Source organism: Terriglobus sp. YAF25, assembly GCF_052113305.1.
GTDB lineage: Bacteria > Acidobacteriota > Terriglobia > Terriglobales > Acidobacteriaceae > Terriglobus.
This window is the reverse complement of the sequence record NZ_JBFRCY010000008.1, coordinates 1-15,549: the sequence shown is the minus strand read 5'-3', so window position 1 is coordinate 15,549 and position 15,549 is coordinate 1. Positions and strand designations below refer to the sequence as shown.

General features: G+C 57.7%; 13 protein-coding genes and 1 tRNA gene. 8 read left to right on the top strand and 6 right to left on the bottom strand.

Annotated elements, in window-relative coordinates; translation table 11 throughout:
* Positions 1-15 precede the first annotated feature (15 nt).
* The 3 genes from AB4043_RS00650 (at position 16) to AB4043_RS00640 (ending at position 2,581) form a co-directional block, all read left to right on the top strand.
* A complete protein-coding gene (locus AB4043_RS00650) occupies positions 16-342 on the top strand; it encodes an ATP-binding protein (RefSeq protein WP_442306325.1) in 327 nt (108 codons plus the stop codon).
* 349 nt (positions 343-691) lie between these two features.
* Positions 692-1,024 (top strand): energy transducer TonB, encoded by a 333-nt coding sequence (locus AB4043_RS00645; RefSeq protein WP_442299282.1) that lies wholly within the window; start codon positions 692-694, stop codon positions 1,022-1,024.
* Positions 1,025-1,108: 84 nt separating this feature from the next.
* Positions 1,109-2,581 carry a methyl-accepting chemotaxis protein gene (locus AB4043_RS00640; protein ID WP_442299281.1) on the top strand — a complete coding sequence of 491 codons (1,473 nt, stop codon included), beginning with the start codon at positions 1,109-1,111 and terminating at the stop codon, positions 2,579-2,581.
* 99 nt (positions 2,582-2,680) lie between these two features.
* On the opposite strand, the gene AB4043_RS00635 is transcribed toward AB4043_RS00640, so the two are convergent.
* Together AB4043_RS00635 and AB4043_RS00630 are read right to left on the bottom strand one after the other, a co-directional pair.
* Positions 2,681-4,762 carry a PP2C family protein-serine/threonine phosphatase gene (locus AB4043_RS00635; RefSeq protein WP_442299280.1) on the bottom strand — a complete coding sequence of 694 codons (2,082 nt, stop codon included), beginning with the start codon at positions 4,760-4,762 and terminating at the stop codon, positions 2,681-2,683.
* Positions 4,759-5,697 carry a YihY/virulence factor BrkB family protein gene (locus tag AB4043_RS00630; RefSeq protein WP_442299279.1) on the bottom strand — a complete coding sequence of 313 codons (939 nt, stop codon included), beginning with the start codon at positions 5,695-5,697 and terminating at the stop codon, positions 4,759-4,761. Before AB4043_RS00630 ends, AB4043_RS00635 begins: the two co-directional genes overlap by 4 nt.
* Before the next feature lie 272 nt (positions 5,698-5,969).
* Between AB4043_RS00630 and AB4043_RS00625 the strand changes: the two genes are divergently transcribed.
* A complete protein-coding gene (locus tag AB4043_RS00625) occupies positions 5,970-6,176 on the top strand; it encodes a cold-shock protein (protein WP_442299278.1) in 207 nt (68 codons plus the stop codon).
* Positions 6,177-6,185: 9 nt separating this feature from the next.
* On the opposite strand, the gene queG is transcribed toward AB4043_RS00625, so the two are convergent.
* The gene (gene queG / locus AB4043_RS00620; protein WP_442306324.1) at positions 6,186-7,322 is read right to left on the bottom strand and encodes a tRNA epoxyqueuosine(34) reductase QueG; all 1,137 of its coding nucleotides are present in this window, start codon (positions 7,320-7,322) and stop codon (positions 6,186-6,188) included.
* Between the two features lie 29 nt (positions 7,323-7,351).
* On the opposite strand from queG, the gene AB4043_RS00615 reads away from it, so the two are divergent.
* From AB4043_RS00615 to AB4043_RS00605, 3 genes are all read left to right on the top strand, one after another.
* Positions 7,352-7,443 (top strand) — tRNA-Ser (locus AB4043_RS00615).
* 450 nt (positions 7,444-7,893) lie between these two features.
* A complete protein-coding gene (locus AB4043_RS00610) occupies positions 7,894-8,814 on the top strand; it encodes a S1 family peptidase (protein ID WP_442306323.1) in 921 nt (306 codons plus the stop codon).
* A gap of 765 nt (positions 8,815-9,579) precedes the next feature.
* A complete protein-coding gene (locus AB4043_RS00605) occupies positions 9,580-10,095 on the top strand; it encodes a Dps family protein (RefSeq protein WP_442299275.1) in 516 nt (171 codons plus the stop codon).
* A 68-nt stretch (positions 10,096-10,163) separates the two neighbouring features.
* Here the strand turns inward: AB4043_RS00605 and AB4043_RS00600 are convergent, their stop codons facing one another.
* Positions 10,164-12,905: a heparinase II/III domain-containing protein gene (locus AB4043_RS00600; RefSeq protein WP_442306322.1), complete on the bottom strand. Its 2,742-nt coding sequence runs from the start codon at positions 12,903-12,905 to the stop codon at positions 10,164-10,166.
* Positions 12,886-13,038: a hypothetical protein gene (locus AB4043_RS00595; protein ID WP_187142958.1), complete on the bottom strand. Its 153-nt coding sequence runs from the start codon at positions 13,036-13,038 to the stop codon at positions 12,886-12,888. The genes AB4043_RS00600 and AB4043_RS00595 overlap by 20 nt, the downstream gene beginning before the upstream one ends.
* Before the next feature lie 175 nt (positions 13,039-13,213).
* On the opposite strand from AB4043_RS00595, the gene AB4043_RS00590 reads away from it, so the two are divergent.
* Positions 13,214-14,059, top strand: coding sequence for a fumarylacetoacetate hydrolase family protein (locus AB4043_RS00590; RefSeq protein ID WP_442299273.1), 846 nt, complete (start codon positions 13,214-13,216; stop codon positions 14,057-14,059).
* Positions 14,060-14,125: 66 nt separating this feature from the next.
* Here AB4043_RS00590 and AB4043_RS00585 read toward each other — a convergent pair whose 3' ends face one another.
* Entirely contained in the window at positions 14,126-15,448 is a 1,323-nt protein-coding gene (locus tag AB4043_RS00585) for a sugar porter family MFS transporter (protein ID WP_442299272.1), read from the bottom strand.
* Between the last annotated feature and the right edge of the window lie 101 nt (positions 15,449-15,549).

Here is a 15,549-nt window from a genome sequence, read left to right as displayed (position 1 = left end):
CTCATCAACAACGCAATGGAGGCGATGAAGGCGCCGGGGCGTCTCCGAATTCGAATTGCCGATTCCGTGGATTGGAAAACGAGAACCCGCCCAGGCGTCCGCATCTCGGTTGGAGATACGGGAAGCGGTATGCCTGCTGAGGTGCGAAGAAGACTCTTCGAGCCTTTCTTTACTACCAAAGGGAACTTCGGAAACGGGCTCGGCATGTGGGTGATTCAACAATTGCTTGAGAAACATGATGGATCGCTTTCAGTTAGCTCCAGCCTTTCTCCTGATCACCACGGAACGGTTATGTCTCTGTTTATCCCCCGTGGTGAACCCAAATTGAACTCCACTCCCTGATCTTCTTCGTACCTCCAACCGTCTCTGCGCACTCGGTTGTTCTCTTCGAAGTTGGCCTCTCCCCCTCCTGATAGCCATGTATCGAAATAGGACAGTGCTAAAGGTAACTAGTGCGAGCGCCGGGGCGACATCGCATGGCTTCCGTTCATGCACGTCTTCCCAGACGGCATAGGCTGTCTAAATTGCAGTATTTGTTGAAGAAACAGCGCGGAGCAGCTTCAAACACGCCTTGCAAATTCGTCGAGTTTTTAGCGCGTTAAAAAAATATGTCGCAATACCGCGGTTTCTCTAATGGACATCCCCAGAGTGCCGATAGGGAGAGTGAATGACTTTCCTAAGGAGCCCTCTCATGAAGTACGCCTTGTCACCTAAGTCTTCTCTGGTGCTTTTCGCCGCTGGTCTGTTCTTCCTGACCACCAACTCTCTTCATGCCCAGTCGCGTAAGGCTGTGTCGAAGACCCCTCCCACCTATCCTGCTCTCGCCAAGCAGATGCACATTGGCGGCGTGATCCGCGTTGCAGCAACCGTCGATGCAGGTGGCAACGTTCTGAAGGCTGAGTCCGATAGCCCGAACAAGATGCTGGTTTCCGCTGCTGTCGATGCTGTGAAGCGTTGGAAGTTCGCTCCCGGCGACGCGACCGAGACGATCACCGTAGAGATCAACTTTGAAGCAAACAACTAGTCACTGCTCTGAAGAGCAGTGCTAGTTGTACACCACACACTGTCGCCATTGAGACACTGATCATCCCTTTTGGAGTTAACTGTAATGGGCATTAGAGGCAAACTTTTCTGGAGCATTGGCGCCCTCGCGCTCGGGTATGTCTTTTTCTTTGCGCTGATGGCGATCACCACATCCACGGTACAACGCCATCTTCACGTAGCGTCGGACTTCCTGTTCCCCGGCGCTTCCAACCTCCAGCTCGCGGAGTCCAGTTCCCAGCGAGTAGCGAAGTCCTACAAGGACGCTTTGATGTTGCAGGATCCGTCGGCGCTGAACACCGGCGACACGGAGACCCGGGCCGTTCTCAGCGCCCTGGAAGCTGCAAAGGAGAAGCTCTCCTATAACTCCACGTACGGCCAGAAGGCCAGTGACCTGATTGCTCGCTATCAGGAACTGCATGAGCGTGCGCGCGGTGCGTATGCGAAGGCAATTGCCAACCCGGCGAGCGCCGATCCGAATATGCTCGCGACACTCGACCGTGACCAGGCTGCGGTAGACAAGGCCATCGATGAGCTTCGTACGGAAGTGGGCAGCACGAGCTATCGTGCGGAGCTGGAGTCGGTGACCTCGGCTAACCATGTTCAGGCTGTGCTGGGCATCGCGCTCTTCCTGCTGGCCCTGGTTGTCGCCGGCGGCTCCCTGATCATCATGGAGAGGAAGGTCAGCGCTCCTCTGCGCCAGCTTGCCAAGAACCTCGCAGTGGGCGCCAGCCGCGTATCGGAGTCCGCGGACCAGGTCTCTGAGTCAAGCGAAAGCCTGTCACAGAGCTCTTCACGCCAGGCTTCTTCCATCGAAGAGATCTCTGCTTCCTCTGAAGAGATCCGTGCGATGGCGCAGGCCAGCAGCGATAGCTGCAGCTCGACGGCTGAACTGGTTGCCATGTCCGAGGCGAAGACCATTGAGTCCAACTCCTCGCTCAACGAACTGATCCGCGCCATGGAAGGCATCACCGCCGCCAGCGGCAAGATCTCGAAGGTGATCGCCATCATCGATACGATCGCATTCCAGACCAACATCCTCGCGCTGAACGCTGCGGTTGAAGCGGCCCGTGCAGGCGATGCCGGTCTCGGTTTCGCAGTCGTCGCCGAAGAGGTCCGTACCCTGTCGCAGCGCTGCGCCGAAGCAGCCCGCGATTCCGCCGAGCTGCTTGGTGAGTCGATCTCCAAGTCGCAGAGCGGCAAGGCGAGACTCGACGATGTGACGGCAGCCATCGCCGGCATCACCGAAGAGTCTTCCAAGGTCAAGCGCCTGGTCGACGAGATCAACCTCCGCAGCCGTGAGCAGACACAGGGCATCATCCAGATCTCGCGTTCACTCTCCGGCATGGAGACGCTCACGCAGCAGTCAGCCGCAAACGCGGAGTCCAGCTCCTCGGTTGCATCGACACTGAAGACGGAGTCGCGCGCCCTCAACGAGAGCGTTCGCATCCTGAGCGCAGTCGTCGAAGGCAAGACACAGCTCGACAACAAGAGCGCTCTCAACGCGTGGGACATTCAAACCCAGTTCGAACCAGCCTGAGTCTTGGGTTTCAAAACGAAATAGCAAACAAAAGACGGTTCGAGCGATGCTCGAACCGTCTTACTTTTAACTTCATCTCCCCCTTACACGCGGCGGGCCTTATACCTGGCGGGCAAGAACCAGAGTGATGTCATCGGGCTGCTCCGCATCGCCAATCCAGGCATCAAGCGCCTGCAGCACCTGCGCTGAGATGACATGCAGCGGCTCGTTGCGGTAGCTCCACACTACTTCCAGCAAACGCTGCTCGCCGAACTCACCGAAGTCGTTCTCCGGCTCCGTAACACCGTCAGAGTAACCGATGAAGATGTCGCCGACCTGCAGCGTGACCGCGTCATCCATGTAGTCCATGTTGTCCATCAGGCCCACGACAGTACCGCCCTTATCGAGCCGATGCACGGAACGGTCGCGGCGCAACACCAGCGGCGGCAGCTGGCCGGCATTGGAGTACGTCAGGCGTGAGCGCGCGACGTCATACTGTGCCAGGAAGAGGGTGGCATACTTCTCCGGCTGGGTGCTGCGGTAAAGATGGCGATTGAGCAGGCCAAGGATGTGTCCAGGCGAATCGAAAAGGTCTTCGCAGTGATCCCGCCTGAGATGGGGCTGTTGGCTCAGCTCTTCACTGGCAAACCGGTAGGCGCGCACAGCGGAGTGCAGCGTGGCCATCAACAGGGCAGCAGAGATTCCCTTACCGCTGATGTCGCCGATCGCGATGCCGAGGCCGCTGGGCGGCTGGTCCTCGTCCTCGAAGACGAGGAAATCGTAGTAGTCGCCGGAGACGGTTCGCGCCGGCCGGCAGACACCATGCAGCTCCAGGGAAGGAATCTTCACATTGCTGGAGGGAAACAGGTTGGCCTGCACCTCCTGCGCGATGGAGAGCTCGTTCTGCATTCTCTCCTTCTCCTGCTGCTCGACCAGCAGGCGCTGCAGCGACCCGCTCATACGGTTGAAGGCCCGGCTGAGCTCCGCAAGCTGATCGGTGCGCGTGACATGGATGCGGTGAGCCAGCTCGCCACGATCGATGGCCAGTGTCGCTCCGTAGAGATCGGAGACCGAGGCCGTGATCGTGCTGCTGAGCCGCATCGCCATGTAGAGCGCAAACGCCTCTATAAACGCGAACAGGATGCAAAGAACGATCAGCAGAATGCGGAAGAACTCCGGCATCAGGCCTTCGATCGAAACAGCGAAGAGCTGGGTATAGAGCAGTGACGGACGGGAGTCGACCTCGACCGGGACATTCTCTTTCGCTGCCGTGTCCCACACCGTCATCGGGATGGTCGAGAAGAAGTACACCGGAACGTCGAGCAGGTTCACCGCTCCAGGAAACGATCCTCCGGAGACGCTCTGAGCCTTTTCGTCGGTTCGACGAGCCATGGTGAGGTTCGTCCGAAGCGTACTGCCTGCCGACTCTGCTAATACCGGAACCAGCGATGCGCGGCCGAGGCCCAGCGCCGTGAGTTCCATAATGCGTTTGTCCAGTGGGACACTGCGCACAACGGTGACGATGTGTCCATTACGCGAATGGCGCTGCGTGATCGCCGCAAGATAGAGACGGCCGTCATCGATCACAATTCCGTGGAAACCTTCGTGCGGCGGCGTCCAGGCCGGCAGGCCAAGCGGCGAGTGCTCCATGCCTGCTTCCGGCGCCAACAGAGCCGGAAGACGATCGATAAAGATGGCAATCTGCCCGCGCTCCATCTCTGCTTTGTCAAGGCCCAGCAAGCTGGGATCGAGGTTGTGCGGGTCCACCTTCGTCTCTGGCCGTGCGATCACACGTGCAAAGTGCACGGCGCAGTCGGTGTTCTCCGTCTGCATCTGATCCAGTTGCGTCTGGATACGTTGCCCCACCAGGTGAATCGCGAACTGTCCGGCTGCCACGTAGGCAGAGATGAGCACCAGCGTGACGAAGAGCACGACCGGCGCCAGGCCGATCAGCAGATAGGTGATCGCAAGCTTGTTGCGCAGGCTCCAGAGAAAGCGCATACGCAACTGGCGAATACCCCAAGGAATCGCACAGACCAGAAGCAAGCCGCCGGCGAAAATCCAGAGGTCTCGGGCAGTGCCGCCGAGCGCATTCTGCAGCCGGCTGACGGGCCACAACAGCAGAAACAGGGTCGTCAGGAGCGCGACAAGGCGCGTCAGAACCGACCAGCTTCGCCATGCAGCCTTTAGATCGACACTCATGCCTCCGTCGCCTCTTTCTGCTCCGCGAGACTGGCCGTGCGCACGGCATACCGGTTCGCGGAAAAGTGTCCCCCGGCCAGCAGCAGCAGGCCGGAGAGAAAGGCCCACGTCATCAACCCCACCGAGATATAGAAGGGGCCGTAGACACTCGGGAAGTCCAGCCACGGCAACGCCTTCACATACACCACCTTGGCGAGCTGCCACAGCAGGCCGACCACAATGGCTGTTGGCATTACAGCGGCTGCTGGAATCTTCCGGTTGGGCAGCAACCAGTAGATCAGAAAGAAGAGCAAAATGCCCGCGACGACGGAGAAGATCTTCAGCAACGTGTGCGAGATAAGGTTGAAGACCCAGTTGTCGCTATGGCCGAAGAAGATCCAGCTCAGCAGCGACCGCTGCCCGGCAGTACCCGCAACCGAGGCCATGGCGAGCACGCCCACCGCTGCCGCCAACCCCAGGGAAACAGCCTGATTATGCAGGTAGTTCCGATTCTCCTTCACCCCCCACACCGCATTCAGCGCAACCTCCAGCGGCAGGAAGACGCCGGTAGAGGTGATCAGCAGCATGACGATGGAGAAGACCTGCACCCCCTTGCGGGGATGGGCGAGGAGCTGCATGTTGCGGACGATGAAGTCCTGCCCCACCGGCAACAGGTTGTGCATCATGTCGCCGACGACGGCTTCCATGGCTCGGGAATGAAAGAGGTTGCGGCTGAGCGACAACATCATCACGATGAACGGAAACAGCGACAAAATCACTTGTGCGGCGACGCTGAAGGCGTAGGTATGAACCTCAGTTTTGGTGAGATATTTCACCAGCGCCCGCAGCTGCGGCCAGGAGCCAGCTTCCAGCACGGCTGGACGCTTCGCCAGCTCTTCAGCGGACATCGACGCGGGGTCGCGAGGTTCCTCACTGGATGGAAGAATGGATGGCATCGGCAGCGGAATCCGCAAACTTTGATGCTAGCAGAGCCGGACGGCTGAAAGATTTGTGTTGCATGACGGCCCGTTTTTTGCCATAAAAGGCATAAGACATTCGAACTCATAAGTTTCACTGGGCCCTCGGTGTCTTGCAACTCCACGTGTAACTCAAAACCTCCATATCCTCTTTCGGGTGTAGGAGCCTCCTCCGCTTCGCAGATGTCGAAGGTTCTCCGAGGTGTCTCTCTATCTCCAGGGAGAGGCTCGCAAACAAGAAGGGACTGGCTGTGAAGGAAAAGGGTGTCGTGAAGTGGTTCAACGGAACAAAAGGTTACGGCTTTATCCAGCGCGCTGATGGAAAGGACGTATTTGTACACTTCTCTGCAATTCAGGACGAAGGCTACAAGACGTTGAACGAAGGCGAGGCAGTCGAATTCGAGTGCCAGCAGGGTCCGAAGGGACTCAACGCCGCCAACGTTGTTCGCGGGGTCTAGGCCGCGAGTCTAAACCGAAGCACGCTGGCGGCTGTGGGTGATGCGTTGCACAGCCCACGCCGCCGTCGTACGCAATACCGCATCCTCTGACTGCTGCCACGCTTCAAGCTGCGGCAGATACCGTGCGTCTTCGCTGTTCCCCATCGCAATCGCGATATTCCGGCGCAGGCGCTTCAGACGCGTGCGCTCCAGCGGCGATCCGCGGAAACGCGTGCGGAATTCTGCGGGCGTCATCGCCGCCAGCATCGCCAGGTCAGGGTTCACCAGCTCAGTGCGCGCCTGCATCTCTGTTGTGTTGCCCACAGGAGCCTTGCGGTTCCACGGGCAGACATCCTGGCAGATATCGCAGCCAAAGATCTGCCGCCCCATCAGCGGACGCAACTCCTCTTCGATCTCACCCTTCTTCTCGATGGTCAGATAGGCGATGCACTTGCGTGCGTCCATCTGCCGCGGAGYGATCAGCGCTCCAGTCGGACAGGCATCCAGGCAGCGTGTACACGTACCGCAGCGATCTGCAGCCGGGAGGAGCTCAGCTTCAAGGGCCAGAGGCAGCGAGGTGACGATGACCGCAAGCAGCGTCCAGGAACCGATTCCCTGCTGGATCAGGCAGGTATTCTTCCCTACCCAGCCCACACCTGCGGCCTCGGCGAAGCCTCGTTCAACCACCGGACCGGTATCGACATAGCTGCGGACCTCCAGATCAGGCCCTGCCTGCTCACGCAGAAACTCTTCCACACCACGCAGCTTCGAGAGAAGGACATCGTGATAATCAGTCGGAGCAAGGTCGTCACCATCAGGCCGACCGCTCCAGGCATAACGAGCAATCCAGCCTGAGCCTTCAGGAGCCGGATCGATCGACTTCGGATGAGCAGCGTTGTAGTTGAGCGAACAGACAATCACCGATCTCGCCCAGGGAATGGCCACACGCAACGAGGAGCGCAACAACTGCCCAGCCTCATCACGCCGCTGCAGATACCCCATCTCTCCGGCATAGCCTTGATCAACCCACGATTCATAGCGGCGGCGGGCATCGGGATTGTCTTCAGGAACAGCAGAAATCCCGGCAGCGGAGAAGCCACACTCCAACGCACGAGCTACAAGAGCATCGCGAAGTTCAGAGCCAATGGATGTAACCGGATTCCCCATAGCAGGAGCTTTTGCTAAACTAATTCTACGGAGAGGTGGCAGAGCCCGGTTTAATGCACCTGACTCGAAATCAGACGTACCAGCAATGGTACCGGGGGTTCGAATCCCTCCCTCTCCGCCATCAGCCTTCTAAACCCGCCATTGACGCGGGTTTTGTTGTTAATATGGGCCGCTCCCTATTCCCCATCAGCTAACCCAATCTTTATAGGCTTTGAGAATCCATTCGCGGAACTCAGCAATGGTCATACGACGCCATGTGTTCCTGACGGCGGCGCGTCTCTTGCGATTGCGGTCAGGACTCTGGATCGGGATGTGACGTTGTTTCCGCGCAGGCATGAGGCACTCGCAAGGATTTTTGCCACAGCGGGTGAAATTCAGGGGTTTCACTCCACCCGTCTGTCCCCAGGTTTCCGAATCGCTACACCTTGACCCTCGCGTGCGCAAAATGTGGATGCAGCCGACGCATGCAGGTATGGTTAATGGCGGACGTTTGGACTCGAGAAATAGGCCTTAGCTGGCCGTTGTAAACTTGCTTTGTCTGTCACCCTGGCTATATCGACGAGGCTGTGTAATGTACGGTATTCGCAAGTTTGGTTTGTTTATTGTTCTTTGCCTTGGATTTACACTGTGTCTCAATTCTGACGCCCAGGATAACCAACAGGCAACTCCTATTCTTACGTCAGTTGATACTAAACTGCTGCTCGACGCTGCAGGGCCAACGCAACGTGCCTCTCTGCAAAATGTCTATTTGATTGGATGCCAGAAGGGGAAAATGATCTCTTTCGGCAGCGGCTTCCTGCTCAATAATGGAGTCTTAGTCACTAATGCGCACGTGGTGAACGACTGTACTGGCCAGCAATTGGCTGGGATCAGCACATCCAACAAGGAAATCACGTTTTCGAATACCATCCTGGATARTGTTCGTGATCTTGCAATTCTCATTCCTAGTAAGGCAATTTCCGGGGGTTACGCTCTCGGAGCTGACGTTACTCCAGAGGCTGGCACTCGCGTCGACTTCTGGGGGTACCCATTTGGCTATAACGGCACATTCCCCTTACTAGGTGTTGGATATGTTGCTGGCTATCGTACTTCTCGGGACAATGGTGGGTCCGTAAAGCACCTTGTTGTCAACGGTGCAATCAATCATGGCAATTCAGGCGGACCTTTGTTGGTTTCCCAGCAGAATGAAGTCATCGGCGTTATCGTTTTGACCTTCCACTTCTACCCCCCAGAGGTACGTCAGATCATAGATGCAATGGCGGCGAATTCCGGCTCCGGAGTTGTTTACAACTACACCCGTCCCGATGGGACAAAAGGCGGGCTGATGGAAGCACAACTGACGGCTGCCGTGCTTGACGAGTTCTACAACAAGACACAAATCGATATTGGTGAAGCAATCACTGCTTCTGAGCTGCGGCAATTCATGCAGGAGCATGTTGCAGACCTACCAGCAGGTATGCCGAAGGCTGCTCCAATCGTAAAGAAGCACTAGAATTGCCCACTTCACATCCGTGAATAAACGGTCACAAGAAGATATACAAAACACGGATTGCGCGGCTGAAGAAGTGCAGCAGTTTTTCGTCGCTTGGATTACTAGTTCTATGACTGAAACCCGGGGGCAGATGGGACGTAAATAGATAAGTTGAGGCATGGAACGATTTGCGTGAGTGGTTGCAGTTGGGAGATGCCATCACGTTACACAAGGTGGAATGCGAGACGATTGGACAATACCGACCGAGCGGTTGTATTTGAAGTTGTTGCTGCGCAACAGTCTAGAACCTCCCTACTGGGATACTGTCTGACGTCCAATCATGTTCTAGAAGAAACAATGAACAGGACTTGATCGCCGCAAAGACGGGGGCAAATCCGACCGAGAGGTCCGCACAGGCACAACTGATGTCGAAGCGCAGATTTCTCGCGTCGGAATGGGAACGTCCCGTCTGTCCCCGGACTACAGGACTACAGGCCACTAACAAAGCTCTCGTCGCCCAAGGGCCTCCCGGTGTGAGTCGATTGCCAAATGGCCAAAAGCTCTTCCTCACTGAAGCACGCTACTTCGTTTGCCCGGTAGTCGCTCGGGCGTGCGAATACCGGGAATTCTAATCAGCAGCAGATGAACGCGATGAACGGATACGCAGACATCAACCATTGGCCCGCTACGTCACCCTTCCGTAGGCTTGGTATCCCCCTCGAAGGAGTATGGTGAGAAGAGAGGGATGGAATTAAGGTAATCTCCATATCCCCCGGGAGGAAATCAATGACAGCGACCGCTGATCTGCAGAAGCGCCAACAGTCACCACTCACCCTCACCTCAGATCTCTCCAGTGAAGCTGTGCGCGATATCTCGGCCGGCCTGAATGGCCTGCTGGCAGATGTCTTTGCGCTTTATCTGAAGACGAAGAATTTCCATTGGCATATGAGCGGGCCGCATTTCCGTGATTACCATCTGCTGCTGGATGAGCATGGCGATCAGCTCTTCGCCATGACAGATGACATCGCGGAGCGTGTGCGGAAGATCGGCGGCACCACCATCCGCTCAATCGGCCACATTGCCCGTCTTCAGCGGGTTGCGGACAACGATGCCGAGTTCGTCACCCCCGAAGACATGTTGAGCGAACTGCACGAAGACGAGAAGGCGCTAACGCTCAGAATGCGCGCCATCCACACTCTCTGCGATGACGGCGGCGATGTTGCTACGGCCAGTCTGTTGGAGAACTGGATCGATCAATCACAGCGCCGCAGTTGGTTCCTCTTCGAAGCAACCCGTCGCTAACACTGCAGCGCGATACCCCATCCATTCAGACACCACTTCGATTGCAAGCTCCCTTCTGCAAAACATATTTACTTTTGCGAAGGGAGCCCGATCGTCCAGGTCGTATCCGGTGTCTTTCCGAAAGAGACCGTAGCCTGCCGGTTGTCGCATCGGATCAGAAGGTCTCCCAGGCGAAGCTCTCTCTTCTTCCCTGCCGCCACACTCCACTGCGGCGCTGCCCCGCCACCAGATGGCTGAATCACCGTCAGAATCGTCAGGGAGTCAACAGAGCCAGACTGATACTCAATGATCGTTGGCCGCGGCGCAGGCTCCCGTTCAGCCCTCTCGTAGCTGCTCAGGGGAAATGGGCCCTTGCTTTGGCCCAATATCATCGCGGATGTGGAGAACATATGCATCTCCACACCATCGTTTTGCGCCTGCAGGCGAACCATATTTTGCTGTAGGTCGAAGGCCGCAATGGGCTGCGTGGGATGCCATATCTGGCTGAAGCGGTGCGGCCCGTCGGCGCGGATCTGATCCATCACCACCAGAGCTCCGCCCCTCTGATAGACCAGCGTACGAACATAGGAACGAACCTGCGGATAGACAGCACTGAGGTCGGCGCTGATGATCTGGATACCATCCTTCGAAGCGAGCTGACGCATCGAAGGGTACTTCCCGAAAACCATATTTCCGGCAACCATCTGGCTCTGCGGATCGTCGTCAACCAGAATGGTGTTATGGCCGATGGCCTGGATGTTATAGGTGGGGTAATTCGGATCCTTGTAATAATCGGCATATCCCGCCTCGCCTATCCAGAGGCGGTTGTTCCAGGCGTAGAAGAGACTGCCCTGGTCGGCATGGTTGTGATTGAAGTTCGGTCCGGCGCGCATGGCAATGACCTGAGACTCCGGCGACCAGCTATCGCGCAGCACCGCAATGCCACGCTTCTCAAACAAAGCCGAGGTTGGCGAATCAACCTGGGTCGCTGCAGACTGATGGATTGCGTCTTCCCAAAGAACCCGGCTCAACAGCTCTGTTATTCCGGGACTCCGATACTGGAAATAAAACGCCGTCAGATCGGGATCGCTATTCTGGGCCGCCATGTAGGCGAAGACGTTCGAAGGAGCGGTGTCGACATGGCTGTCGCCGAAGTCTTCCAGCGAGTCTTTACCGTAGGTCGCATAACGGAAGTAGCGCTGCGGCCGGGCGAGTTGGCTGTCAAACGATATCCCCAGCTGCTCCTTTGTCGCAGCAGCCACCAGCGCCGTCGTTTCAAAGTCGAAGCGATGATAGGAGATTCCCTCACCATAGGAACCGTCTGCGGTATATGCCGACCCGAGATGCGAACGTTCCTTCGCGTAGAGGGCAAGGGCATAACCGGCGGTATCGGGATTGTCGCTCTGTAGAGCCGCCAGCAGCGCTGCTCCGACGGTATGACCGATCCAGTTACTGATGTCGAACTGAAGGCGATCCTCTACGACATACTCCTCATAAACAGGCCTGATGGACTGCTGCAACAAAGCCTCATCAAGCGTGTGCTTCAGGTCCGCGGGCAGCGCATTCCCCAGAAACTGTTCTGCCATGACAATGTTCTTCGTCATGATGCCGAGCGGGTAATAGCTGTGATATCCATGTGCTGGAAACCAGGGGTGAATCCATTGCTGCCATGAGGCAATCTCCCGCAACATGTGGAGCGCCTCCTCCCGTTCGCGATTCTCGCCAGTCGTGCGATAAGAGACCGCATCCCACAGGGCAAGCTCCGTCGGCTTCTGAACAAGATTGAAGTAAGACGGTAGCCCCGGCAGAAGGAACTGCGGGTCCATCTCCTGGATATTCGCCCCCAGCCCAAACGCAAGATTCGTCCCCAGATCTTTCCGCAGTTCGTCGCGCCGGGCAGTGACCAGCTGTAAAAGCTCCGGGGAGACCGCGTGTACAGCGACGCCAAGTAACGGCTGAGGTACCACGGAGCGAACCAGAGCGAGCACTGTTGAGGAGCCGCCTTGTCCTTCCACACGGATAGTCCAGACACCGGCGGGATCAGACAGCGAGATAGCGTGTTGCACCTTGAGACCAGAGCCATGATCGATCACTTGGCCGTCCGGACCTTCGATAGCCCAGCGCGCATGGAAGGATGGCTTGGGGCCATCGAATTCGACAGCGACCTGATCGCCAGTCCGCAGCACATGCTGCAGGTAGTACAGCTCTCGAAAGCCATCCCAGAGGGCCGTGGGCGATTTCAGCAGATAGTGCCGCGTCGCCTGTGCGCGAAGCTCGACATCGGAGATGGCAACCCGCTCAGGCCATCCGCTGCTGACATGAGTCAGATTCGCCGCAACTGCAATTGCGGTGATGCGGTGCGAAGACGCCGGCAAGGCGACCTGTACGCGTTGCCCGCCTCCCTGAATCGCCGATCGCAGGACAACCTCTTCTTCACCTCGATAGATGTGGATTGAAACCGGTATCCCGCTCGTCGAGGAGGCCTTGAGCCGAAATGCCAATGAAGACGAGGGTCCGGCAACCACGTGCACGCGGCGGATGAAACCGACAGCCAGCTTTCCATCGCGATGCGGAATCACCTCGCGGGTAACGGAGCTGAGGCCATGGGATGTCTCGACGCCCAGTGTAGGGTCGTAGCCCGTATCCTCCGCGAGGGGAAAGCTCTCCCATCCATCGCGAGAGCCGGAATTGGAAGCAACGCCAGCGCCAGGCTGAAAGTGCGAACGATAAAGATAGGGTGCAAGCGGCGATCGATCCTGCTGTGCGGCCGCTGTCCCCACCACCAGGCAGCAAAAAGACAACACCAGCCACCTACAGGAGTTCAATGTCATAGCCCTTTCGGACGTAGCCGCGAATCCGCCCTACGCCGCTCACCTCGCACGCAATAAGATCGCCAGAAAGGGCCTCTTGGGCGCCGGAACCGTCAAACCACTTTCTAACCAGCCAGTCGTAGAAGTCGTCCATGGAATGTTTCTCGAATCTACCATTCCGTCATACAGCTTACGCTCTGTGCTCTTCTTGACAGCGATAGAGTTCCCATATCGATCTTTACACCAGGGTCGCCACAAACTCGCATCAGCCGCATAAGGCAGACTAATCTATTCATGAGCACACGCATTTATCACCAAGGAGATCGGCATTGAAGCTTCTACGATATGGAGCCCCTGGGGCAGAACGCCCGGGCATCCTGGACAAGAACGGCAGCATCCGCGATATCTCTTCGATTGTTCCGGACCTGGCCGGGCAGTATCTCACGCCGGAGTGGCTGCAGAAGATTGCATCAGCCGATGTTGCTTCCCTTCCGCTGGTCGAAGGGACGGTCCGCCTGGGCTCATGCGTCGCCCAGCCAGGCAAGTTCCTCTGCATTGGCCTGAACTATTCAGACCACGCCGCCGAGTCTGGCATGGCAGTACCGGTGGAACCGGTTCTTTTCATGAAGGCCGGGTCTTCGATCTGCGGCCCCAATGACAACGTCGTGATTCCCCGCGGCTCCCTGAAGACAGACTGGGAGGTCGAACTTGGCGTGGTGATCGGCGCTAAAGCAAAGTATGTCTCGGAAGCGGACGCGTTGAACTATGTTGCCGGCTACTGCGTCATCAACGACGTCTCCGAACGCGCCTTCCAGCTTGAAGGCACTGGACAGTGGGTCAAGGGCAAGAGCGCCGATACCTTCGGCCCGACCGGCCCATGGCTGGTCACCCGCGATGAGGTGCCCGACCCGCAGGCCCTCTCCATGTGGCTGGAGGTCGACGGACACCGCTACCAGAACGGCACAACATCGACCATGGTCTTCGGCGTAGCCCACCTGGTCAGCTATCTGAGCCGCTTCATGAGCCTGCAGCCTGGTGACATCATCAGCACGGGCACCCCTCCGGGAGTCGGCCTGGGCCAGAAGCCTCCGGTCTACCTGCGTGCCGGAAACGTCATCCGGCTGGGAGTCCAGGGGCTGGGAGAACAGCAGCAGACCGTCGTCGCCGACGAGTAATACCTATCCATATAGCAAAAGCCCCGAACATGGTTCGGGGCTTTTGCCTTTAACTACCCGCAATTGTCAGGACACGCCCAGCTTCGACTGGATCTGCTCCAGAGAGATCGCCTTCGTCTCGGGATACACCACCAGCACGACCACAAGCTGCACCAGCATCATCACCGCGAAGAACGCAAACGGAAGCCCCTGGCTCTTCGCGGCAATCGTCGGGAAGACACCCGCGATCGCCGCATTCATGATCCAGTGGGACGATGATCCCAGGCTCTGTCCCTTGGACCGGACGCGCGACGGAAAGACCTCCGCCAGGTAGACCCAGATCACCGATCCCTGGGAGATGGCGAAGAAGATGATGAAGGCGACCAGCATCCAGATCAGCAGGCCCTGATGCGCGTTCAGATAGAAGATCGCGGCAGTCCCTGCCAAGGCCGCAGCCATTCCGGCAGCGCCCACGATCAGCAGTGTCACCCTCCCCCACTTGTCGATCAAACTCATTCCCAGAAAGGTCGCCAGCAGATTGACCAGGCCTACCCCGACGGTCTGTAACGCCGCCGAGCTTTCACTGAATCCGGCCGAAGCAAAGATGAAGTTCGAGTAGTAAAGGATTGCGTTGATGCCTGAAAGCTGGTTGAACATGCCGATGGAGACAGCCAGGAAGATCGGCAGCCGGTACTTCCACTGGAACAACGACTCCTGCGTGACACCGCGCTCCAGATGCACGGAATCGATGATCTCCTGCAGCTCGGCCTCTGAGTTCGGTGAGCCCATCAGGCGCAGCACCTCCAGGGCTTCATCGGTCTGGTTCGTCGTCACCAGCCAGCGGGAGCTACGCGGGATGCCGTACAGCAGGATCAGGAAGAAGAGAGACGGCAGAAACGCCACCCCGAACTCCCACCGCCACTGGGCGGCGCCAAGGTGCATCAAGGTAATCAGGAAGTTCGACAGATACGCCAGCAGGATGCCGACGACGACATTGACCTGAAACAGGCCCACCATGCGGCCACGCCACTTTGCCGGCGCCAGCTCAGCAATGTATACCGGTCCGAGGACGGATGATCCCCCGATACCAAGACCTCCGATAAAGCGCGCAACCAGCAACACATCCCAGTTCCAGGCAATTGCGGAACCAATGGCAGAGACGGTATACAGCACGGCCATCCACCGCAAAGCCTCCCGGCCGCCGAACCGCTGCCCCAGTACTCCCGATCCCATGGCGCCGATTACGGTTCCAACCAGGCCGATGAAGACGGTGATGCCCAGCGTCGCCGGCGTGAGATGGAAGATTTCGGTCAATTGCTGTGTCGTGCCCGCGATGACGGCGGTRTCGAAGCCGAATAGAAGGCCCCCCAAGGCTCCGACGGCGGTTGCTTTTACCAGATAGCGATTCAAGGCATCTCCTGTTTCTTACCGCCTTCCGGCGGCGTCACATTCTCACAGCTTGCCCCGCAGGGCTGGGGGATCCGCTAGACTATGCACTTGCTCTTCGGCAT

Bases quoted from the DNA above. Each gene is read 5' to 3' on its own strand.
- AB4043_RS00650 (WP_442306325.1), top strand. From the start codon at position 16: ATGGAGGCGATGAAGGCGCCGGGGCGTCTCCGAATTCGAATTGCCGAT.
- AB4043_RS00645 (WP_442299282.1), top strand. From the start codon at position 692: ATGAAGTACGCCTTGTCACCTAAGTCTTCTCTGGTGCTTTTCGCCGCT.
- AB4043_RS00640 (WP_442299281.1), top strand. From the start codon at position 1,109: ATGGGCATTAGAGGCAAACTTTTCTGGAGCATTGGCGCCCTCGCGCTC.
- AB4043_RS00635 (WP_442299280.1), bottom strand. From the start codon at position 4,762: ATGAGTGTCGATCTAAAGGCTGCATGGCGAAGCTGGTCGGTTCTGACG.
- AB4043_RS00630 (WP_442299279.1), bottom strand. From the start codon at position 5,697: ATGCCATCCATTCTTCCATCCAGTGAGGAACCTCGCGACCCCGCGTCG.
- AB4043_RS00605 (WP_442299275.1), top strand. From the start codon at position 9,580: ATGACAGCGACCGCTGATCTGCAGAAGCGCCAACAGTCACCACTCACC.
- AB4043_RS00600 (WP_442306322.1), bottom strand. From the start codon at position 12,905: ATGACATTGAACTCCTGTAGGTGGCTGGTGTTGTCTTTTTGCTGCCTG.
- AB4043_RS00595 (WP_187142958.1), bottom strand. From the start codon at position 13,038: ATGGACGACTTCTACGACTGGCTGGTTAGAAAGTGGTTTGACGGTTCC.